The 15,598-nt window shown below is 72.2% G+C and carries 12 protein-coding genes; 5 read left to right on the forward strand and 7 right to left on the reverse strand.

Annotation, left to right across the window (positions count from 1 at the left end; all coding sequences use genetic code 11):
- The first annotated feature begins 81 nt into the window (after positions 1-81).
- Complete coding sequence (locus IE153_RS37275; protein WP_189594126.1) at positions 82-2,586, forward strand: tetratricopeptide repeat protein; 2,505 nt, start codon at positions 82-84, stop codon at positions 2,584-2,586.
- A gap of 29 nt (positions 2,587-2,615) precedes the next feature.
- Here the strand turns inward: IE153_RS37275 and IE153_RS37280 are convergent, their stop codons facing one another.
- A complete protein-coding gene (locus tag IE153_RS37280; RefSeq protein WP_189594127.1) occupies positions 2,616-2,801 on the reverse strand; it encodes a DUF397 domain-containing protein in 186 nt (61 codons plus the stop codon).
- Complete coding sequence (locus IE153_RS37285) at positions 2,798-3,610, reverse strand: helix-turn-helix domain-containing protein (protein ID WP_189594128.1); 813 nt, start codon at positions 3,608-3,610, stop codon at positions 2,798-2,800. The genes IE153_RS37280 and IE153_RS37285 overlap by 4 nt, the downstream gene beginning before the upstream one ends.
- 113 nt (positions 3,611-3,723) lie before the next feature.
- Here IE153_RS37285 and IE153_RS37290 point away from each other — a divergent pair, with 113 nt between their 5' ends.
- Positions 3,724-4,179 carry an ATP-binding protein gene (locus IE153_RS37290; RefSeq protein ID WP_189594129.1) on the forward strand — a complete coding sequence of 152 codons (456 nt, stop codon included), beginning with the start codon at positions 3,724-3,726 and terminating at the stop codon, positions 4,177-4,179.
- Positions 4,180-4,193: 14 nt separating this feature from the next.
- Positions 4,194-5,090: an amidohydrolase family protein gene (locus IE153_RS37295; protein ID WP_189594130.1), complete on the forward strand. Its 897-nt coding sequence runs from the start codon at positions 4,194-4,196 to the stop codon at positions 5,088-5,090.
- Here the strand turns inward: IE153_RS37295 and IE153_RS37300 are convergent.
- Positions 5,080-5,511, reverse strand: a complete 432-nt coding sequence (locus IE153_RS37300) for a glutaredoxin domain-containing protein (protein ID WP_189594131.1) — start codon at positions 5,509-5,511, stop codon at positions 5,080-5,082. The two genes, IE153_RS37295 and IE153_RS37300, sit on opposite strands and share 11 nt — an antisense overlap.
- A gap of 36 nt (positions 5,512-5,547) precedes the next feature.
- Positions 5,548-6,387 (reverse strand): hypothetical protein, encoded by an 840-nt coding sequence (locus IE153_RS37305; protein ID WP_189594132.1) that lies wholly within the window; start codon positions 6,385-6,387, stop codon positions 5,548-5,550.
- Between the two features lie 84 nt (positions 6,388-6,471).
- On the opposite strand from IE153_RS37305, the gene IE153_RS37310 reads away from it, so the two are divergent.
- Entirely contained in the window at positions 6,472-7,257 is a 786-nt protein-coding gene (locus IE153_RS37310) for an SDR family oxidoreductase (RefSeq protein WP_189594133.1), read from the forward strand.
- 139 nt (positions 7,258-7,396) lie between these two features.
- A complete protein-coding gene (locus IE153_RS37315) occupies positions 7,397-8,965 on the forward strand; it encodes a sodium:solute symporter family protein (protein WP_189594134.1) in 1,569 nt (522 codons plus the stop codon).
- Positions 8,966-9,404: 439 nt separating this feature from the next.
- Here the strand turns inward: IE153_RS37315 and IE153_RS37320 are convergent, their stop codons facing one another.
- The 3 genes from IE153_RS37320 to IE153_RS37330 all read right to left on the reverse strand — a co-directional run bounded on the left by IE153_RS37320 (position 9,405) and on the right by IE153_RS37330 (position 15,499).
- Positions 9,405-10,520 carry an ADP-ribosylglycohydrolase family protein gene (locus IE153_RS37320; protein ID WP_189594135.1) on the reverse strand — a complete coding sequence of 372 codons (1,116 nt, stop codon included), beginning with the start codon at positions 10,518-10,520 and terminating at the stop codon, positions 9,405-9,407.
- Positions 10,521-10,612: 92 nt separating this feature from the next.
- On the reverse strand, positions 10,613-12,559 hold the full coding sequence (locus IE153_RS37325; RefSeq protein WP_189594136.1) for a DUF8823 domain-containing protein: 1,947 nt from the start codon (positions 12,557-12,559) through the stop codon (positions 10,613-10,615).
- Positions 12,560-12,718: 159 nt separating this feature from the next.
- Entirely contained in the window at positions 12,719-15,499 is a 2,781-nt protein-coding gene (locus tag IE153_RS37330) for a D-alanyl-D-alanine carboxypeptidase (RefSeq protein WP_229829355.1), read from the reverse strand.
- Positions 15,500-15,598: the final 99 nt, after the last annotated feature.

Genomic DNA, 15,598 nt, shown 5'->3' on the forward strand with positions numbered 1-15,598 from the left:
CACGGCCGTCCGTTGTACCCCACGGCAGTTGAGCGAGAATGACGGCCGAGGCCGACCGCGCGAGACGAGGGGAACGTACGGATGGCGCAGGCGAGACCGTCCCTCCAGGAACTGATACGGCAGCGCAGCCGGGCCGGTTTCGTCGGCCGCTCCGCCGAACGCGCCGCCTTCCGCGCCAACTTCGGCACCGAACCGGACGACGAACGCCACCGCTTCCGCTTCCACGTGCACGGCAACGCGGGCATCGGAAAGAGCTTCCTGCTACGGGAGTTGGAGCAGATCGCCCGCGAACGGGGCGCGCTGACGGCGTACGTCGACGAGGGCGCGGGCAGTGTGCCCGAGGCGATGGCGGAGATCAGCCGCCAGTTCGCCGCCCAGGGCCGGCGGCTGAAGGAGCTGGACCGGCTCCTCGCCGCCCACCGCGAACGCCGGCACGAGGCCGAACTGGCCGCGCTGGACGTCCTGGACACGCAGCCCGAGGAGGCCGGCCCGTCCACGGGCGGCAGGATGGTGGCGCGGGCCGGGGTGGTCGCCGCCGGAATGGTGCCGGTGGTGGGCCCGCTCGCGGGGATGCTGGACGCGGAGCAACTCGCCCACGTCGCCGACCGGTTGCGGGCGAGCCTCGTCGCCCGCTTCCGCAACCACGAGGACCTCCACCTGGTCCTCGCCCCCGAGCAGGTGCTCACCCCGGTACTCCTGCGCGAGCTGTCGGACACGGACGCGCCCTGGATCGCCCTCTTCCTGGACACGTACGAGCGGACGGGCCCGTATCTGGACCCCTGGCTGCACGAGACGATGACGACCGACCGCCACGGCGGGGTGCCCGCCACGACCGTGGTGGCCACGGCGGGCCGCACCCCCCTGGACCCGTCCCGCTGGGGCGGGCTCGCGGACTTCGTGACGGACCTTCCCCTGACCCCCTTCACGGAGACGGAGACACGCGGCCTGCTGGCCGCCAGGGGCGTGACGGCCGAGCCGGTCGTCGAGGAGGTGCTGCGCCTCACCGGCGGCCTCCCCGTCCTGGTCTCCACCCTCGCCGAGTCCCACCCCACCGACCCGGGCGCCGTGGGCGATCCGAGCGCGACGGCCGTGGACCGCTTCCTCAAGTGGGAGGAGAACCACCCGGCGCGTCGGGCCGCCGCGCTGGCCTGCGCGCTGCCGAGGTGGCTGGACGGGGACGTGTTCCGGGCGGCGGTCGACTGCCCGCGCGAGGAACTGGAGCCCCTCTACGCGTGGTTGCGGGGGATGCCGTTCGTGAGCGAGCGCGGCGGAGGGCGGCTGCGCTACCACGACGTCGTACGGGCGCCGATGCTGCGCGCGGAACGCAGGCGGTCACCACGCGGATGGGCCGAGCGGCAGCGCAGCCTGGCGCGGACGTTCCGGGAATGGCGGGAAGAGGCCGGACGGGACGTGGCCGATCCCTGGGCTGACGACACGTGGCGCGACCTGCGTCAGGCCGAGGCGTACCACCTCCTGTGCGCCGGGGTGCGAGAGGCGCTGCCACAGGCGCTGAGGGACTTCGTCCACGCCTGTGGCGCCGGTCAGGTCATGGCCGTGCGGTGGGCCCGCGTGCTGGTGGACGCCGGGCACGACGCGGACGTCCGGGCCGTGGCCGAGTGGGGCACCGAACTGACGGCGGAACTCGACGCGGAGGGCATCACCGCCGCGCTGGGGCTGCTCCTGCGGCGCGCGGTACTCGACGCTCCGACTCAGGCCCGGGCCCGCCTCCTACGGGGCGACGAGCTGCGCGGCGAGGGTGCGTACGCGCAGGCCCGCACCGAGTACGACCGGGCCGTCGCGCTCGATCCGGGACTGGCCGTCGCCTACCGGAACCGGTCCGGGATCCGGGGAGACCTGGGCGACCCCGACGGGGCGATCGCCGACCTGGACCGAGCCGTCGCGCTGGAGCCGGACAACGCCTGGTACATCGCCCTGCGCGGTGAACACCAACGGATCGCCGGACGCGATGCCGAGGCGGTCCGGGACCTGACGGAGGCCCTCCGCCTCGATCCGGCCCTCGGGTTCGCCTGGGCCTCCCGGGGCGCCACGCACGAGCGCGCCGGGGACCCCGACGCGGCCCTCGCCGACCTGGGACGGGCACTGGACCTCGACCCGGACTACGCCTGGGCGTACGCCCGCCGCGCCCGCGTGTGGCGCGCGCTGGGCGAACCCCACCGCCAACTGGCGGACCTCGACCGGGCCCTCACTCTGAGCCCCGACTGGCCCTGGGCCCGCTGCGAACGCGGCGACGCGCTGCGGGCCGCCGGCCGCGACGAGGAGGCGGTCGCCGACCTGGACGTCGCACTGGCCCTGGATCCCGCGTACACATCGGCCCACGCGAGCCGGGGCGCGTCCCTGACGAGACTCGGCCGCCACGCGGAAGCCCTGGCCGACCTGGACCGGGCACTGGAGATGCGGCCGGGCTACGTCTGGGCACTGTGCCGCCGGGCTGTGCTGCATGCCGTCACGGGGCGGTGGGAAGAGGCCCGGGCGGATGTGGAACGCGTACGGGAACTGAACTCCGAGACGCTGGAACGCCTTTCGGACAGCGACCGCGCGGTACTGGCTCCGGCCCTCGCCGGGTGAACGGCATGCTCCTTTGCCAGAGCCGATGTTCAACGCCCCGCCGCGAACTCCACGAACTCGGACCAGGCACCGCCGGTGAACGCCAGACGGGCGCCGTCCTTGTTCTTGGAGTCGCGGATGTGGATGGTGGGGGCCGATATGGCGACCTCGATGCAATCGGGGCCGTCGTTACCGCTGTAGCTGCTCTTGATCCATGTCAGCGGGGTGGGCGTCATGTCTCTTCTCCCAGCACTTTCTCGATGAAGGTCAGTGAATCGCGGGGTGAGAGGGCCTGCGCCCGGATCATGCCATAGCGCATATCGAGGATCTGGACGTCCCTCGGATCGCTGATCACCCGGTCGTACAGCTGGCTTTCGGTGTGTCCGAGTGCCTTGCCGTCCTGGAGCTTCAGCAGCCGGAACGAGCCCATCACGGCCGCATGGTCCTCCCTGTGCATGGGCATCACCTGGATCTCGACGTGCCTCAACCCGGCTACCTCCAGAAGGTGTTCGAGTTGGCGGCGCAGGACCATCTTGCCCCCGAGGGGCCGCCGCAGGGTCATCTCTTCCTGGACAAACGTGACCAGGGGGCGGGGTGTCCGATCGAAGACGGCCTTCCGTGCCATGCGCGCGGCCACGTGGCGCTCGATCTCGTCCTCGCTGTAGGCCGGTCGCCGCATCGCGTACAGCGCCTGGGCGTACTCGGGTGTCTGCAACAACCCGTGGATGTGCAGGGCCGAGTAGGCCCCGAGTTCGACCGCTTGGTCCTCCAGCTTGGTCAGGTCCCGCACCGTCTTCGGATACCGAGCCCTCTCCACGTCCTCCTTCATCGCGGCGATCTTGCCGCCCGCCCCCAGCACCTCATCCGCCTTGTCGAGAAAGTCCGGCTTGGGGATGCGCCGCGCGCGCTCCACGGACGACACCATCTCCTCCCCGTACCCGATCGCAGATCCGAACTCCGCCTGCCTCAGCCCGGCCGCCTCGCGCCACATCTTGATCTGCCGCCCGACCGTCCTGAGCACGGCCGCCGCTTCCTCGTCCTCCACGCCTTCCCCTCCTGACGTACGAGCCGTACGACCCCGTCACGCGTCCGGACAGTCACGCTCCGTACCGGGGTCGTCGCTGTTCAGAGTAGGGACGGGCGACCACGCTGGGTGACATGAGTCAGAAATTCCTCCCTGGGATCAGCGCCCCCGTACGCCACTTCGCGATCCAGCTGTCGGCCACTCGAAGGGGTGCTCGACTGGCTCGGCTGCTCGCCGAACGCCAGCTCGACGAGTGGGGTGAGGCGTACGGGACCGCCACGCAGGTGGTGGCCGAGCTGGCGTCGAACGCGGTGCTGCACGGGCGCGTCCCGGGCAGGGACTTCCGGCTCACGCTGAGGCTGTACGCCGACCGCACGCTCCGTATCGAGGTCACCGACGCCCGGGGTGACCGGATCCCACGGCTCCAGGGACCGGCCGTGCAGGACGCGGAGGGCGGGCGCGGGCTGCTGATCGTCGCGGCGTACGCACATCGCTGGGGGGTGGTGGAGACAGCGGCGCACGGCAAGACGGTGTGGGCGGAACTGGTCCCGGACCAGGAGGGCTTGCCCGGGCCTCTCGGTCTAGGGTGATGCTGTGGAGCGGCATGAGTGAGCAGCGCAAGGTGTCCGAGGAGGCCCGTGAGGTCCGCCGGTTCTGGGGCCGGCTCGGGCTCCCCGGGCTGATCGACGTCCACACCCACTTCATGCCGGAGCGCGTGCTGCACAAGGTATGGGACTACTTCGACACCAACGGGCCGCTGGTCGGTGGGCTGGAGTGGCCGATCACGTACCGGAAGGCCGAGGAGGAGCGGGCGGCGCTGCTGCGGGACTTCGGTGTGCGGGCCTTCACCTCGATGCTCTACCCGCACAAGCCAGGCATGGCCACCTGGCTGAACGGCTGGGCCGCCGACTTCGCCCGCCGCACCCCAGACTGCCTGCACACCGCCACCCTCTACCCCGAGCCGGATGTGGAGACGTACGTCCGCGAGGCCGTGGAGGCGGGGGCGCGGGTGTTCAAGGCGCATGTGCAGGTGGGCGCGTACGATCCGGCCGACGAGCGGCTCGACCCGGCGTGGGGCGTGCTGGCCGAGGCCGGGATACCCGTGGTGATGCACTGCGGCTCCGGGCCCGCGCCCGGCAAGCACACCGGCCCCGAGCCCGTCGCGCGGGTGCTGGCGCGGCACCCGGGGCTGCGGCTGATCGTCGCGCACATGGGCATGCCCGAGTACGACGAGTTCCTCGACCTCGCCGAGCGGTACGACGAGGTGCGGCTGGACACGACGATGGCCTTCACGGATTTCACCGAGGACTTCATGCCCTACCCGCGCGAAGCCCTGCCCCGGTTCGCCGCGCTCGGCGACCGCATCCTGTTCGGCTCCGACTTCCCCAACATCCCCTACCCGTACCTGCACCAGCTCCAGGCCCTGGAACGCCTCGGCCTCGGCGAGGAGTGGCTCCGGGCCGTGTGCCACGACAACGCGGCCGCCCTGTTCACCCGGTGAGCTGCTCGCGCACCCACGCCGGGTCGGGGTTGGTGTGCGCCCGGCCCGCCACGACGACGGTCGGCACGGTCTCGTTTCCCTGGTTGGCCGCCCGCACCACCGCGGCCCCGGCCGGGTCCCGCCAGATGTCGACCCAGTGCACCCGGCGGGCGTCCCGGCCCAGGCGGACGCGCAGCCGTAGGCAGTACTGGCAGCCCGGCCGCCAGTAGACGACCGGCCGGCCGTCGGCCGCGCTGCGCCGCTCCGCCTCCAGCGCCCCGACGGACCGGGGGAAGACCAGCGGCGAGTGCGCGCCCGCGAGGAGGAGGAACACGACGAGCAGGACCACGGCCGCGGCGGTGCTTCCCGTGAGGACCAGCCCCGCCGCACCGGCCGCTCCGCAGAGCACCAGCAGGATCGGCAGGGTCCGGGCGCGCTTCATGACAGCGAAGGGTAGCCGCCGTGCCGTGCGCCCACCTCAGCGCAGCAGGTCCACGTAGGTGTCCGTGCCCGGCACCGTCGGGATGAACGGCGCCACCAGTTCCACCCTGCCCAGACCCGACTCCGCCACCGCCGCGTCGAGGCCCGTGAAACAGGCGTCCCAGCACTCCCTCGGGTCCGTCTGGAGGAACCACAGCAGCGTCAGCCGGGTGTCGACGCCCTCGACCTGCTTCACGTACGTCATGCGGTCGCCGGGGAGGGGAGTCGGGCTGAAGACCGTCACCAGCGCGGCCGGGGAGCCCGCCAGGCGTTTGGGGAGGTGGCGGGTGCGCAGCCACTCCAGGAGCGGGGCGCGCTGCTCGGGGGTGTCCGCGTCGACGACCTGGAGGACCAGGCCCGCGTAGGGGTGGTCGAGGGCGTGGACGTCCCGGGGACCGGCCGCGCCGTCGCGGTACACCGTCGCCTCGTGGTTCTGGAACGCCGTGAGGACGTGGGTGCGGTCGTGGTAGACGCGGGCGTCCCGGTTGAGGCGCTTGTTGATGGCGACCGTCCAGCGCATGTGGTCGTCGTAGCGGCCGGCGGTGATCCAGTACGTGGAGAGGTAGCAGCCCGCGGTGACCGGCCTGGCGATGGCCGACTTCTCGGGGTGGCGCAGGAGTTGCAGCTCCCGGGTCGCCACCCAGCGGCGGCCCGCGTACATCCAGGGCATGGCCATCGCACCGGCGTAGTAGTGGTCGTCCTCGTACCAGCGGTTGTACGCGTACTCGTGGCCGGGATGCGGCTCGACCATGGTGATGAGGGCGTGCCCGGGGTGGGTGCCGTAGGGGCCGACGGCGGCCAGTTCGGCGTACAGCTCGCTGCGGGTGTCCTCGCTCATGCCCTTCCCCTTCGTCGGTGGCTGACCCATACTCTGACGCTCCGTCAGATAGAACGCCAGGGTCCGTTCCGGGGAGGTCCTGCCATGTCACTGCTCGCGGGAAAGACGGTCGTCGTGTCGGGGGTCGGGGCCGGGCTCGGACGGCAGGTCGCGGCGGCCGTCGTGCGGGACGGCGGGCGCGTTGTGCTCGGGGCCCGCACGGAGGCGAGCCTGGCGAAGACGGCCGCCGAGATCGACCCCGGCGGGGCGTGCGCCGCGTACCGCGCCACGGACATCCGTGACGAGGCGCAGTGCGAGGCGCTCGCCGGGGTGGCGCGGGAGCGGTTCGGCGGGATCGACGCCGTCGTCCATGTGGCCGCGCTGGACGGCTACTTCGGCGGTCTCGAGGACGCCGACTTCGAGTCCTGGCGGTCCGTCCTCGACGTGAACCTGCTGGGCACGCTGCGGATGACCCGGGCCTGTCTGTCGTCGCTCAAGGAGGCCGGTGGATCCGTCGTGTTCATCGGGACGCAGTCGGCGGTGGCCGCCCCCTCGCAGGTGCGGCAGGCGGCGTACGCGGCGTCGAAGGGGGCGCTGACGAGTGCCATGTACTCGCTCGCGCGGGAGCTCGGGCCGTACCGGATCCGGGTCAACACCGTGCTGCCCGGCTGGATGTGGGGGCCGCCGGTGCAGGCGTACGTGCAGTTCGCGGCGCAGTCGGAGGGCGTGGAGGAGGCGACCGTCCTGGAGCGGCTGACCGGGCGGATGGCGCTGCCCGAGCTGGCCACGGACGCGGACGTGGCCGATGCGGCGGTGTTTCTGGCGTCGGACCGGGCGCGGGCGATCACCGGGCAATCGCTGCTGGTCAATGCGGGGGAGCTGATGCGATGAGCTGACGAAGTGCGTTCATGTAGATGAACCAAGGCCATCACGCCGAACGATTTTACCTTCCCTTGACCCTACGGTTACTTGTCGTGTTCACGCGGCAGCGCCCACGATGAGCGCCGGGCTGAACCCTGGGAGGGCGCACATGAACGGTCTCGACTGGGCCGTGCTCATCGGCTACTTCGCCGTGATGGTCGCGATCGGCGTCTGGTCGCACAAGCGCGTCGACAACGTCAGCGACTTCTTCACCGCCGGCGGCAAGATGCCCTGGTGGCTGTCCGGCATCTCGCACCACATGTCGGGCTACAGCGCGGTGATGTTCACCGGGTACGCGGGCATCGCCTACACCTACGGCGTCACGTCCTTCGTCACCTGGTCCTTCCCCATCGCCCTCGGCATCGCCATCGGGTCGAAGCTGTTCGCGCCGCGCATCAACCGGCTGCGCTCCCGGCTCCACGTGGCCTCCCCGCTGGAGTACCTGAAGAACCGCTACGACCTGAAGACACAGCAGGCGCTGGCCTGGTCCGGGATGCTGCTGAAGATCGTGGACGTGGGCGCCAAGTGGGCCGCCATCGCCACCCTGCTGTCCGTCTTCACGGGGATCTCCCTCAACCAGGGCATCCTCATCACCGGCGGCATCACGGCGATCTACTGCACGATCGGCGGCCTCTGGGCGGACGCGCTGACCGAACTCGGCCAGTTCATCATCCAGTTGCTGGCCGGCGTCGCGATGTTCGTGGCGGTGTTCGTGCGCCTCGACGACCACGGCGGCTTCTTCGGCGTCTGGGACTCGCCCGAGCTCCAGGGCCATGAGAAACCGCTGATCGGGCCGTACGGCACGGTGTTCCTGCTCGCCTTCCTCTTCATCAAGCTCTTCGAGTACAACGGCGGCATGCTCAACCAGGCCCAGCGCTACATGGCCACGCCGAACGCCAAGGAGGCCGAGCGCTCCGCCCGCCTCTCGGCGATCCTCTGGCTGGTCTGGCCCCTGGTCCTGTTCTTCCCCATGTGGATGTCGCCGCTGCTGGTGGAGTCGCAGAAGCCCGACGGCTCGGACTCCTACGCCCTGATGACCGAACAGCTGCTGCCGCACGGCCTGTTGGGCCTGGTCATCGTCGGCTTCTTCTCGCACACCATGGCCATGTGCTCCTCCGACGCCAACGCCATCGCGGCCGTCTTCACCCGGGACTGCGCGCCGGTGATCTGGGCGCGGGCCCGGGCCTGGAACCAGAGCCAGGGCCTGCGGGTCGCCCGTATCGCCACGGTCGTCTTCCTCGGTCTGTCCATGGCGGCGGCGACCCAGGTCAACTCGCCCGCGTTCCAGGACATCATCACCGTCGTCATCAAATGGGTGGCCGGTCTGATGGGCCCGATGGCGATCCCGATGATGCTGGGCCTGCTGCGCGCGTTCCGCCGCTCCGGCCCCACGGCGGCCCTGGTCAGCTGGTCGATGGGCCTGCTCGCCTTCTGGCTGGTGAACTACCCGATCAACTGGAACGTCGAGGGCGGCGTCCCGCTCCAGTACCAGGTGTCCATCCCGCTGGCGGTGTCGCTGGTCCTGTACATCCTCGTCGGCTACATCCGGCCGGAGGACACACCGGAGCGGCTGGCGATCATCGAACGCATCAACACCGACGACGACGGCACGGCGGCGGCCACGATCCCGGCACCGGCCGGCCCGGCGGAGGACGTGGTCCGACTCGGCAAGGACTGAACCCCGCCGGGCGGCCACCCCCTCGACAGGGGTGGCCGCCCGGCGGCATGTCGTACCCCGCACCGCAGGCTTCACGGCGGCGACGCCGGCGCCGGGCCCTGGGGCGTCCCGGCGGAGAAGGGGGCGCGGGTGCTTCGCCTCGCCCGGGGATGTGCCGAGGTCGAGCGCCGGGGGTAGAGGGGAGCGAGCCCGCCTCCGGCTCGTGCGTGGGCCGCTCGTCGTCAGCGCAGCGCAGGTAGCCCCCGCTGCCGCCCGGCCTCGCCTTCGGCCGGCCGTGGGCGGGGCCGGCCCGGCCGCGGCCCGGCAGCCCCTGCCGGTCTGTCCGGCGTGCGGGAATCCGTGCCCCCGCGCGACGGCACCCGTGGCGGAGGCGGAGGCAGTAGCGGTGTTGCCGCCCCTATGCCGGGTGACCGCCCGGCAGCAATGCGTGGGGGCCGGTTCAGGCCCTCGGGTAGCGGGCGAGCCAGCCCGGGGACGAGCCGGCCGGGCCGTGCAGGGCCGGGCCCTGGGTCATCTCCATGGCGAAGTCGTCGGCGAGTTCCAGGATGGTGGCGCGGCCCTCCAGTTCGGCCAGCCAGGCCGGCGGCAGGGCGGTCTCCCCGTGCAGCGCGCCGAGCAGGCCGCCGGTCAGCGCGCCGGTGGTGGCGGACGGGCCGTCGTGGTTCACCGCGAGGCACAGCCCGTGCCGGACGTCCGCCGCGACCAGCGCGCAGTACACGGCGGCGGCCACGAGCCCCTCCGCCGTCCCCGCCCCGCTCAGCTCGGCCACGCGCTCCGGGCCCGGCATGCCCTGCCGCACGGCGCCCAGCGCATGCTGCAGCGCGTCCGACACCGGCTGGTGCCCCGGCCGGGCGGCCAGCAGCCCGAAGGCCCGCTGCACGGCGGCGTCGAGGCTCTCGCCCAGCGCAAGCGCGTGCACGATCACGGCGTACGCACCCGCCGCGAGGGAAGCGGTGGGGTGACCGTGGGTCTGCGCGGCGCACTCCACGGCGAGCTGTATGACCAGCTGCGGCTCCCAGCCCACGAGCAGCCCGAACGGGGCCGACCGGGCGGCGGCCTCGGCCCCGGCCTCCCCGGGGTTCTTGGGCGCCTCCGGGGTCCCCATGGTCTCGTCGCCGAGTCCCAGCAGCAGGGCGCGGCTGGGGTCCCGCCGCGCGTACAGCCACTCCTCCCGCGCCAGCCACCCGTCTTCCTTGCGGCGCTCGTCAGGCCCCCAGTCGCGCTGCGTGGCGGCCCAGCGCAGATACGCCCGGTGCAGATCGGTCGGCGGATGCCAGGCGCCGGTGTCCCGTCTGACCTGGGCCCGGATCAGCCCGTCGACGGAGAACAGGGTGAGCTGGGTGAGGTGCGTGACCGCGCCGCGTCTGCCGTAGGCGGGGGCCAGGTCCACCAGGCCCTCCGCCCCGTGCGCCTCCCAAACGGCGTCGATGGTCAGCCCGTCGACGGGCGTGCCCAGCGCGTCTCCCACGGCCACGCCGAGCAGGGTCCCGCGCACCCGGCTGCGGAAGTCCTGCTGCTCTGTACGGCCCCAGACGGCGCCGGCAGTCGCACCCACCTAGACCTCCCCGGGGCACCGTCCATACGTACGACAGCTCAGCACTGTAATCGAACGGGAACGAGGGGTTCAGAGGGGTGCGGCGGACCGGCTCAGCGCAGTTCCTCCGGGCACGGCGTGCCCCGGGGGAACTGGTACGGCGCCGCCAGACGGTAGGTCCCGGCCTTCGGGGCCAGCAGCTCCGTCCACTTGTCGCCCTGCGCGTCCTCCTCCGTCTCCGCCAGGCAGCCGTTGACGTTCACATACGTCTTCGGCTCACCCTCGGGACGGTTCCTGGACTCCTCCGTCTCCTGCGGAGGCTTCAGGCTCTTGCCCTCCGCGTCGACGATGCTCAGCCAGGGCGAGTAGGGGATACGGACCAGGACCCGGCCCGCCTTCCTCACCTGGAGGACCATCTCGCCCTGCTCGGCCCGGTCGACCACGGCGTTCGGCTCGGCCAGCGAGGTCGGGGCCGTCACCCTGAACAGCTGCCAGGTGTCGTTGCCCCAGATCTGGGTCAGATACGGCAGCCCGCGCCGCACCAGCGCCCGCTCCCGCTGACCTCCGTCACCGTCCGGCTCGCCCTTCGGCAGCACGACGTAGTGCACGGCCCAGCGCTTCAGCCACTCGTGGTAGTTCGCCGAGTTGAGCGTGTCGTCGTAGAAGAGAGGGTTGCGCTCCATGTCGGCCTGGCGGTTCCAGCCGCGGGCCAGATTGACGTACGGGGCGAGCGCGGAGGCCTCGCGGTGGGAGCGGGCGGGGACGACCTCGACCCGGCCCTTCTCGGCGCCGACCTCCTGCAACTCGTTGACGAGCGGTGCGAGCTCGCGCGACCAGGACGCCGCGGGCGCCGTGTGCACGATGTCGTCGACCGTCTTGAAGCCGATCCACACGCCGAAACCGCAGAGCGCCACGACGGCCGCGTACCACCGGCGGCTGCGCGGCACCGTGAACGGCAGCGCGGCGACCAGCGCGACCCCGGCGAACAGCATCGCCAGCCGCGTGATGTTCGAACCGATCTGGGAGCTGATCAGCCACACCAGCACGACCCCCAGGCCGTACACCGCGGCCGTGAGCCGGACCGTCTTCCAGTCCTGCGGCACCAGCACATAGGCGAGGACCGAGAACGCGAGTGGCAGCAGCACCGAGCCGATCATCATCGGCTGCGTGCCCGAGAACGGGAACAGCCACGCCGACACCGCCACCACCGCGGTCGGCGCCAGACCCAGCGCCCACGCGCCCGGCCGCCGCTTCTGCAGGAACAGCGCCACCGCCACCAGGCCCACGAACAGGCCCGCGACCGGCGACGCCATGGTGGCCAGCGCGGCCAGCGGCGCCGCGCTCAGGGCCTTCGCCCAGCGCTTGTAGCGCCACCGGTAGGGCCAGCAGAACACGACGGCGACCGCGCCGAGCGCGAACATCATGCCGAGACCGAACGTCACCCGCCCCGACACCGCGTTGCAGAACAGGCCGAACACGCCCGCCATCGACGCCCACAGGGGGTTGAGCACGGAACGGCTGCGCAGCAGGAGCAGGGTCAGCAGCCCGGCGGAGACCGTCCCCGCGATCATCATCGTCGTCCGCACGCCGAGCACCGACATCAGATACGGCGACACCACGCTGTACGACACCGGATGCATGCCGCCGTACCAGGCGAGGTTGTACGCCGAGTCCGGGTGCCGGCCGACGAACTCGGCCCACGCGTCCTGCGCGGCCAGATCGCCGCCACTGTTCGCGAACGTGAAGAACCAGAGGATGTGCAGCGCCGCGGCCAGGCCCGTGACGGACAGGACCGGGTGCCGCAGCATGCGCTCGCGCAGCGCCAGGACGGGGGCGGGCCACTCGAACCGCGAGCCGCTGTCGCGGCCGGGTGCGCCGGTGCTGTCCGCCGGGCCGGCCGCCGTGGCTTCCGCGGTGCCGTCCGCCGTGCCGACGGCCGTGCCCTCAGCTGCCGGGCCGGCTTCCGGCGTATCGCCTTCCGGTGCTTCGGGCAGGCGTATTCGCGGGCCTGATACCGAGCCCGGTTCGTCGTCTGCGCGTGTCGGCTCCGCAGTGGCCACTCGAAGGCACTCCCCGTGTCCCGTCTTCTGTTCTCGGCTTCCGCTGCCGCGCCGTCGCGAGCGGTGACCTGTCCCGGTTCGGGACGCTAGCACGCACCCCGCCGGGCAGCGCCCGGACGGGCCGTTACCGGCGGAGTGCGGTGGTGCGGCCGCCCCGGCTCAGCCGAGGCGCGTGAGCTTGGCCGCGAAGCCCGGCTCCGTCAGGTCCTTCTGGAGGGCGACCGGAACCTTCACGGCACTGGTGGTCCCGTCACCGACGGTGAGCGTGCCCACCTTGGTGCCGGCCTTGGCCGTGTGCGGCAGGTCGTCACCGGCGAACGTCAGCTTGACGGACAGGCCCGCCCAGCCGACGGCCGTGACGTCCTCGGTGACGGCGACCGGCGTACGGCCGCCGAGACCGTCGTCCGCGTACCCGACGAGGTCCCCCTTCTTCAGGATCGTCGCCGACTCCAGCGCGCCCTGCGCGGCCCGGATCAGCTTGTCGCCCTCGTGGAGAGCGGCGCCCAGGATCGTGTTGTCCGGGCCGCCGGCGGGCTGGCGCACGACCGCGCCGATGATCCGGTGGGTCTCGCCGTTCACGTCCTTCTTGGCCGCGAAGACGAGGTTGCCGAGCGCCGAGGTGGTGGTGCCGGTCTTGATGCCGGTGACGTTGTTGTAGCCGACCAGGCGGTTCCAGTTGTCGTGCTTCTTCTGCTTGTAGTCGACGTACGACATCATCGCCGCGACCTCGCGGAACGCCGGCTGCAGCATGGCGGCCTTGGCGAGCTTCACCTGGTCCACGGCCGTGGAGACGGTCGTGTTGTTCAGGCCCGACGGGTCGGTGTACGTCGTGTTCTTCATGCCGAGGTCCTTGGCGGCGTCGTTCATCTTCTGCACGAACGCCTTCTCGGACCCCGCGTCCCAGCGGGCGAGCAGCCGCGCCACGTTGTTCGCGGACGCGATCAGGATGCTCTCCAGGGCCTCCCGCTGGGTGATCTTGTCGTCCTTGGTGACGTCGACGGTGGACTCCTGGCCGGCGTCGGACTGGTCCTGGGCGGCCTGGTCGATCAGGATCTTCGGGCCGTCCGCGCCGCTCTTGAGCGGGTGATCGCGCAGGATGACGTAGGCGGTCATGACCTTGGCGACGCTCGCGATCGGCACGGGCTTCTGCTCGCCGGAGGACCCGAACGTGCCGATGCCCTGGACGTCCAGCGCGGCCTGGCCGTCGGCGGGCCAGGGGATGTCGACCTTGCCGCCCTCGAAGGTGTAGCTGTCCTCGGCGGTCAGTTCGAGGGTGGGCGAGGGGAGCGGGCGCACGCTCTGTACGACCGCGAAGACGACGACCAGCAGCAGCACCAGCGGCGTCCAGATCTTCACCCGCCGGGCCGCCGTCCGCAGCGGGGTCTCCGGGGGCGGCGGGGTGTTCGTCAGCTCGGCCAGCAGATCCAGCGGCGGCTTGGGCGGCAGTGGCTGCTGCGTGGTGCGCTCGGGGCCGACGGTGGGGACGGGCGCGGTGGCCTCGGCCGGGGCGACGGGCTTCTTCGTCGCAGGGTCGTCCAGGTGCTTGAGCGCGACGAACTTGCTGGTCCGCTCGGCGTCCTTCTCCGGGACGTCCTTCTTCGCCTTCTCCGGAGCTTCCTTGGTCCCGCCCCCGATCTTCAGCATGGTGGTGGGCTGATCGACCTGGGGCCGCGGGGCCTTGAAGACGGCGGTGGGCTGGTCGACGGGGGGTTCGGCGGGGGCGTCGCCGTCGGTCGATTCGTCAGTCTTGTCCGACTTGTTCGACTTGGGGTCTTCGGTCGGGGCCTTGGCCTCGGCGGCGGCGTCCTTGGAGGCGTCGGCGTCGTCGGTGGTCTTGGGTGCGGCCTTGGGGTCGGCGGCCTGGGCGGCGGGGGCCTTCGGTTCGGCCTTGGCGTCGCCGGAGACCCGCGGGTCCGCGGGCTTGGAGGCCTCGTCGTCGGTCTCCGCGTCGGCCTCGGCCGTGCCGGTGCTGCCGCCCTTGGCGGAACGGTCCGCCTCGGGCTCGTCGGCCTCGTCTGCGGCGTCCTGGGCCACCTTGTCGCGCCCGGCCTCGCGGCGGTCCGCGTCGTCCGTGCCGTTGTCCGCGTCTTCGGCGTCTTCGGCGTCTTCGGCGTCTTCGGCGTCCGACGGGGCCTTTGACGCCTCGGCGGCCTTCCCGGCCTCCTGGCCGTCCGTGTCGGCCTCGGCGGGCTCGTCCGTGCGCTCGGCGGCCTCTCGGGCGGCCTCGGCGTTCTTGGCGTCACCCTTGTCGGCGCCAGACTCCTCGCCCCCGTCCGCCGAGGCGACCCACGCGGCGACGGCATCCCGCAGCCGCCCGTCGCTGCCCCCGGCGTCGGCGGCCTCCTTGTCGGTCCCGGACTCCCCGGACTCCCCGGACTCCTGGGAGGAGCCGGAAGCGCCCTCCCCGGCGTCAGCCGCGGCGTCCTCGGTGCCCGAGTCGCTCACGTCCCCCTCGGCGTCCGAGTCATCACTCGCACCGCGCTCGGCGGACACGTCCGCGTCCTCGGCGTCCGAGTCGCTCCCGGACCGCCCGGCGTCACCCGCAGCGCCGTCCGCCGCGTCCTCGGTGTCCGAGTCGCTCTCGGTGTCCGCGGCGCCCGCAGCTCGTCCGGCGTCGCCGGCGGCGTTCTCCGTGTCGGAGTCGCTCCCGGCCTCCTCGGTGTCCACAGCGGACGCGGCGCCCCGGTCCGCGTCGTCCTCCGGCTCCGAGTCGCCCGCGGCGCGCCCGGTGTTCTTCGGGTCCTCGGCCGTGCGTGTGGACAGCACGCGCGTCGCCGTGTCGGCACCGCCTCGTGCCGAGGACTTCTCCGCGTCCCGGGCCACTGCGAGCCGCGGGTCGGCGGCTTCGCTCCTGGCCTCCGGAACCGGACTCGCGCTCCCCGACGTCCTTCGTGCCGACGACTCGCGCTGCTTCGACCTGTCGGGGGACTCGCCCGCCACCGATGCCTCCTCCTCGCGCCGCTGCTGCCCGCGTGCGCGTACCGAACCGTGAACCGCCGCCCGTGACACCGCTCCGGCGCTGTCCGAACCATGTACCAG

The organism is Streptomyces massasporeus (genome assembly GCF_014648995.1).
Taxonomy (GTDB): Bacteria; Actinomycetota; Actinomycetes; order Streptomycetales; family Streptomycetaceae; genus Streptomyces; species Streptomyces massasporeus.

Coding starts and splice junctions, on each gene's coding strand:
- IE153_RS37300 (WP_189594131.1), bottom strand. CDS start 5,511: ATGAAGCGCGCCCGGACCCTGCCGATCCTGCTGGTGCTCTGCGGAGCG.
- IE153_RS37315 (WP_189594134.1), top strand. CDS start 7,397: ATGAACGGTCTCGACTGGGCCGTGCTCATCGGCTACTTCGCCGTGATG.
- IE153_RS37280 (WP_189594127.1), bottom strand. CDS start 2,801: ATGACGCCCACCCCGCTGACATGGATCAAGAGCAGCTACAGCGGTAAC.
- IE153_RS37310 (WP_189594133.1), top strand. CDS start 6,472: ATGTCACTGCTCGCGGGAAAGACGGTCGTCGTGTCGGGGGTCGGGGCC.
- IE153_RS37275 (WP_189594126.1), top strand. CDS start 82: ATGGCGCAGGCGAGACCGTCCCTCCAGGAACTGATACGGCAGCGCAGC.
- IE153_RS37305 (WP_189594132.1), bottom strand. CDS start 6,387: ATGAGCGAGGACACCCGCAGCGAGCTGTACGCCGAACTGGCCGCCGTC.
- IE153_RS37295 (WP_189594130.1), top strand. CDS start 4,194: ATGAGTGAGCAGCGCAAGGTGTCCGAGGAGGCCCGTGAGGTCCGCCGG.
- IE153_RS37290 (WP_189594129.1), top strand. CDS start 3,724: ATGAGTCAGAAATTCCTCCCTGGGATCAGCGCCCCCGTACGCCACTTC.